At 37.4% G+C, this 4,700-nt stretch carries 4 protein-coding genes and 1 pseudogene; 1 reads left to right on the top strand and 4 read right to left on the bottom strand.

The window, feature by feature from the left end:
- Window positions 1-287: 287 nt before the first annotated feature.
- On the top strand, window positions 288-1,244 hold the full coding sequence (locus AC1DVK_RS26390) for a patatin-like phospholipase family protein (RefSeq protein ID WP_477627771.1): 957 nt from the start codon (window positions 288-290) through the stop codon (window positions 1,242-1,244).
- A gap of 164 nt (window positions 1,245-1,408) precedes the next feature.
- Here AC1DVK_RS26390 and AC1DVK_RS26385 read toward each other — a convergent pair.
- The 4 genes and pseudogenes from AC1DVK_RS26385 to AC1DVK_RS26370 form a co-directional block, all read right to left on the bottom strand.
- Window positions 1,409-1,552 (bottom strand): annotated as a pseudogene (locus AC1DVK_RS26385) (IS110 family transposase); the annotation flags it as partial.
- 102 nt (window positions 1,553-1,654) lie between these two features.
- Window positions 1,655-2,272: a DUF3885 domain-containing protein gene (locus tag AC1DVK_RS26380; RefSeq protein WP_477627772.1), complete on the bottom strand. Its 618-nt coding sequence runs from the start codon at window positions 2,270-2,272 to the stop codon at window positions 1,655-1,657.
- Between the two features lie 256 nt (window positions 2,273-2,528).
- Window positions 2,529-4,058, bottom strand: coding sequence for a CoA-acylating methylmalonate-semialdehyde dehydrogenase (locus AC1DVK_RS26375; protein ID WP_477627770.1), 1,530 nt, complete (start codon window positions 4,056-4,058; stop codon window positions 2,529-2,531).
- A gap of 25 nt (window positions 4,059-4,083) precedes the next feature.
- Window positions 4,084-4,700, bottom strand: a 617-nt coding sequence (locus tag AC1DVK_RS26370) for an NAD(P)-dependent oxidoreductase (protein WP_477627769.1), incomplete at its 5' end; no start/stop codon positions are given.

The following is a 4,700-nucleotide window of genomic DNA, read 5'->3' as shown; positions in this document are numbered from 1 at the left end:
GCCGTAGCCCACCGCTATGGCTTTTTCATTTTCTTTCAAGCTTTTTTTGGGTTGTACTTTCTGACTTTTTCATCACTGGCCCGTAATGCCACTCAAACGTAGTCTCCTCTACCCTTGTCGTAATATTTTTTTATAAGCTTGATGGAGTCTTTCCTTGGATGTTTAGCTACATAATCCGGCTCCTGAAGGATTTCAGGTCAAAGAGGTATTCATTACCCATACTACAGACAAAAAATAAACATATACTTAATGATACTTGTGATCAGATTAGAAAGGAGAAATCTGCTTTGACAAAATATCGGATTATGTCCTTTGATGGAGGCGGTACCTTAGGTGCTTTAAGTTTACAACTTTTGAACAGACTGGCTCGGCAAAACCCAAAATTAATTAGTCGAACCAATGTTTTTTCGGGAAATTCAATCGGTTCATTCACTGCCCTTGCGTTAGCAAGTGGAAGATCGCCGAAGGAGACACTCCAGTTTTTTAAGGATGAAATCMTACCGGCTTTCAGCGTTTCCCGACCAGGTGGACCTGTTTTCAACCAACAATTGCCATATTCTGGTTTCATTAAAGCGGTACAAACATTTTTCCCATCAGATCTTCTCCTCAAAGACTTAAAAAGACGAATTGTTGTACCTGCATTTCATTTATTCTCACCGGAGCTGAATCGTTGGACTCCTGTGTTATTCCACAACTTTCCTGGCTCTCCCTATTTAAATGAGAAAGCGAGTGATGTAATACTACGGAGCAGTGGTGCTCCCGCGACGCAACGAGCCTATCAAAACTACGTGGATGGGTATACAGTAACAACCAACCCCAGTACAGCCAGTATCGCATTTGCGGTGGGGAAGGCCAAACAGCCGTTGGATCAAATTGCGGTATTATCCATTGGAACAGGTGAAGAGCCGACTCGATTAAGAAGAGATACGAAGGGATGGGGGATGGTAAGTGCAGATAACATACGTCCCGAAAATATGAAGAACCTTCCCCCAAATTGGGGAGTTCTTTTGGACCGATCTCCCAATGAACCCTTACTGCCATTTCTTCAGATTGTCGCTAGTGGATCCGGTTACTATGAATCCATGGTCAGTTCTCAGCTTCTAGGAGATCGTTTTTTTCGGTTAAATCCACGGATCCCTAATTTCTCCAAAACGGACCCTTCTGTGGTTCCCGCTGTCATTTCAATTGCTAACAAAACAAATTTACAACCTGCAGTTCAATTTATAGAGAAAAACTGGAATTAATCAAATTATCCCATAAATCCGATTGGGTGATTGAATTTTTCGTTTTTATTGAAAGCATTTGGATTTTTTATAGAAAAACAGCCATAACCTGGCTGTTTTTATTTATTCAGTTCTTCTTCAACTAAACTCCCTCAATAAACTAAACACAATCTCACTATTGCCTAGTTTTCAAAGAAACACGTTTTACCCAGTTCCAATCCTCTAAAATCCTGTGCCCTCGCTACATGATTGTGCTTGGCGATATCTACTTCCACAATTAAGGTTTCAGAAATAATTTGAGAGATTTTATGATTTTGGTTATAATTCATTGTGAGACCTCCAAATAGATGTTTTTTGTCCTTTTTAGCTGCCAGCTTAGGACACATTCATCTTATTAAGAGGTCTTTTTTCGTTCAACAAGGAGACATCCTTTATTTGAATGTCTCGTCTATTTCATTTCTGTCGTAATCTAATATCCAATCGTTGTATTTGTCATAAACATCTATTATTGTTTCGGGAGAGGTCGCCAATAAATCACACCCCCTGTCATCATAAACGTGAAATATAGTTTTCCTGTTGATGTTGATAAAATAGACTCTATTAAAAATACTTGGTCTTATACCCATATCATTATTGCAGATTGCTTTTAACATAGGAATGTATTTGAAGTCAGACGTTTTACATTTTAAAGTAAATCTATGTGTTTTATTTGTTCCTTCATCATCGTCGTCAGGAAAAATATAAGGAATTGTTTTTTGGTTTAACCCATATAAGACCGATTTCTCTTTAATATAACGAGAAAAAGTTTTTGATTTATGTTTATAACCATCTGCATAATCGTTTACGTCAACTACGATATAAATATCATCGTTATGAGAATGCAAGGACTTAAATAAAGTGATAGCCCTTTTATATACTCCTTGTAGATATGGGCTATTTTCATAATCATTATCTCTATCATAGTCCACACCTAATTCAAAACGGATACCAATTTTCCAACTATAAAACAAGGGTGGTCTAAGTTCTAAGTTCGGGAAATTCTCATTCATAAAGTCGTTTAAAAGCATTTTTGCACCTCGTTAATTTTACTTCATTGTACCATTCCTTAAGGAACTATCTTGCCCCTTTAGCATTCCTGTAGATCGTTAAATATCAGGTTTGAAAAAAAATAGAGCCCCTCAAGTAAAAAAACGCTTGGAATCATAAAATCATCCAAGCGTTTTGCGCTTATTTCAATATATTTCATTTGTTAATTACATTTCCCAATGAAAATTCGACATATCTCAATGTAATGAAATCATTTAGTTATTGATTACTTGGAAATGAAAATTCCGCTTTATTTTCGTTGTCTTTGGATTCAGGCCATCTTTCTGAAATCGTTTTGGTTTTTGTGAAAAAGCGAACGGTGTCTGGACCAAACATGTGGCCTTCCCCGAATTTCGAACGCTTCCACCCTCCAAAGTTGTAGTATCCGACTGGTATCGGAATCGGTACGTTCACACCGACCATTCCCACTTCAATTTGTTCTGAGAACTTCCTTGCAGCAGACCCATTTTCTGTGAAAATCGTAACACCATTACCATATTCGTGATTATTAATTAATTCAATTGCTTCGTCTAAGCTATTTACGCGTACAACAATACGTGCCGGTCCGAACACCTCATCACGATAAATTTTCATATCAGGAGTAACATGATCTAAAATCGTTGGTCCTAAATAAAAACCTTTTTCCATTTCACATATTTTAGGATTCCGGCCATCCACATATAATTGTGCGCCTTCTTCAAGACTTTCATTAATATACTTGATAACAGAATCCTTTGATTCTTGTGTAATTACAGCTCCAAAGTCTGCATTATTGTCATTATATGCCCCTACTTTTAATTCTAGTACACGAGTTTTTAATTTTGCTACAAATGCATCAGCTGTAGCTTTACCAACCGGAACAGCTGCTGAAATCGCCATACAGCGTTGGGATGCTGAACCAAATGCTGCACCTAGGAAGGCAGTAACAACTTGATCTAAATCAGCATCCGGCATAATAATCATATGATTCTTTCCTCCACCAAAAGAAGCTACTCTTTTATTATTTCGGCTTCCTTCGTGATAAACATATTCAGCTACCCTAGTAGAACCTACAAAAGATATGGCACATACTTTTGGATTTTTAAGTAATGCATCAACTGCCTCTTTGTCACCGTTAACGATACTCCAAATCCCATCTGGCAGGCCCGCTTTTTTCCATAGATCCGAGATAAATAAAGCTGAGTTCGGAACACGTTCAGAGGGTTTTAAAATTACCGCATTTCCACAAGCTACTGCCATAGAAGTCATTGCGAGCGGTACCATTACTGGAAAATTGAATGGAGAAATCGCTGCAACTACACCTAGAGGCTGTTTCATTGAAAAAGAGTTGATATTTCCACCAACATTGACAGAGTATTCACCTTTTAACATATGTGGAGCATTTATCGCCAAATCAACCGATTCAATTCCTCTACTAATTTCACCTTTTGCATCAGAAATTGTTTTGCCGCTTTCAAGACCTATTATATTTGCCAGTCGTTCTGTTTCCTCTATTAGAAGGCTTCTAAAGCGATGAATAACTTCCACTCTTTTTGCTACAGACGTGTTTTTCCAAGCTGCAAAAGCCGAATGTGCCACTTCAATTGTTTCATTTACTTCCTCTACAGAAGCATATGGACAAAAAGCCGTTACTTCACCCGTTGAAGGATTATATACCTTTCCAAAGCGTTCACTTCTGCCAGGTTTCATTACTCCACCAATAAAATGAGTTAATGTTTTCGTATTAAATTCACTTTTAGTCATAGTCATATTATTTATTCCTCCTAATTTATCATCATTTTTTTTGAATTGCTTTTTCGGCTAGCTTCTTAGTCAATAAGTAAACAGCAGACATATCATTCTCTCCATAACCTTCATTCGCTGCCTGCGTATACCAATCTACCAAGTGGTCTCCAATTGGAAGCTTAATTCCACATTCCTCAGCCATTTGCTTAGCTATTTTTAAATCTTTTAACAACAGATTTGTTGTAAAGCCAGGTTCAAAGTTATTATCGGCGATATACTCCTTATAATTTCTTTCATATATTCTGCTTTGGCCATAACTTACATTTAGGATTTCAAACATACGCTCGTGATCTAAGCCCATATTTTCACCAAGAGTTAGCGCTTCCCCAACTGCTTGGGTATAAAAGCCGATCATCAAATTATTGATTAACTTAATCACAGTGCCACTATCTGGATTTTCTCCAACATGAAACAGATTTTTTCCTAGAATATTTAGCAGTGGCTGTACTTCATCAAAGTATACTTTAGGTCCGCCAACCATAAATGTTAGGGTTGCATTAACGGCACCAATAACACCGCCACTTACTGGAGAACCTAAGTATCTTAAGTTATTTTTCTGGCAAGCATTAAAAACTTTACGGTTTAATTCTGGTGTTACTGTACTTG

Source organism: Peribacillus sp. P4_B1 (genome assembly GCF_056402395.1).
Note: the sequence above shows the minus strand (reverse complement) of the source record. Positions and strands in the feature narration are given on the sequence as shown.

What these genes read in the sequence shown, in the direction of transcription:
- AC1DVK_RS26375 (WP_477627770.1), bottom strand. Translation starts at nt 4,058, where the DNA reads ATGACTATGACTAAAAGTGAATTTAATACGAAAACATTAACTCATTTT.
- AC1DVK_RS26380 (WP_477627772.1), bottom strand. Translation starts at nt 2,272, where the DNA reads ATGAATGAGAATTTCCCGAACTTAGAACTTAGACCACCCTTGTTTTAT.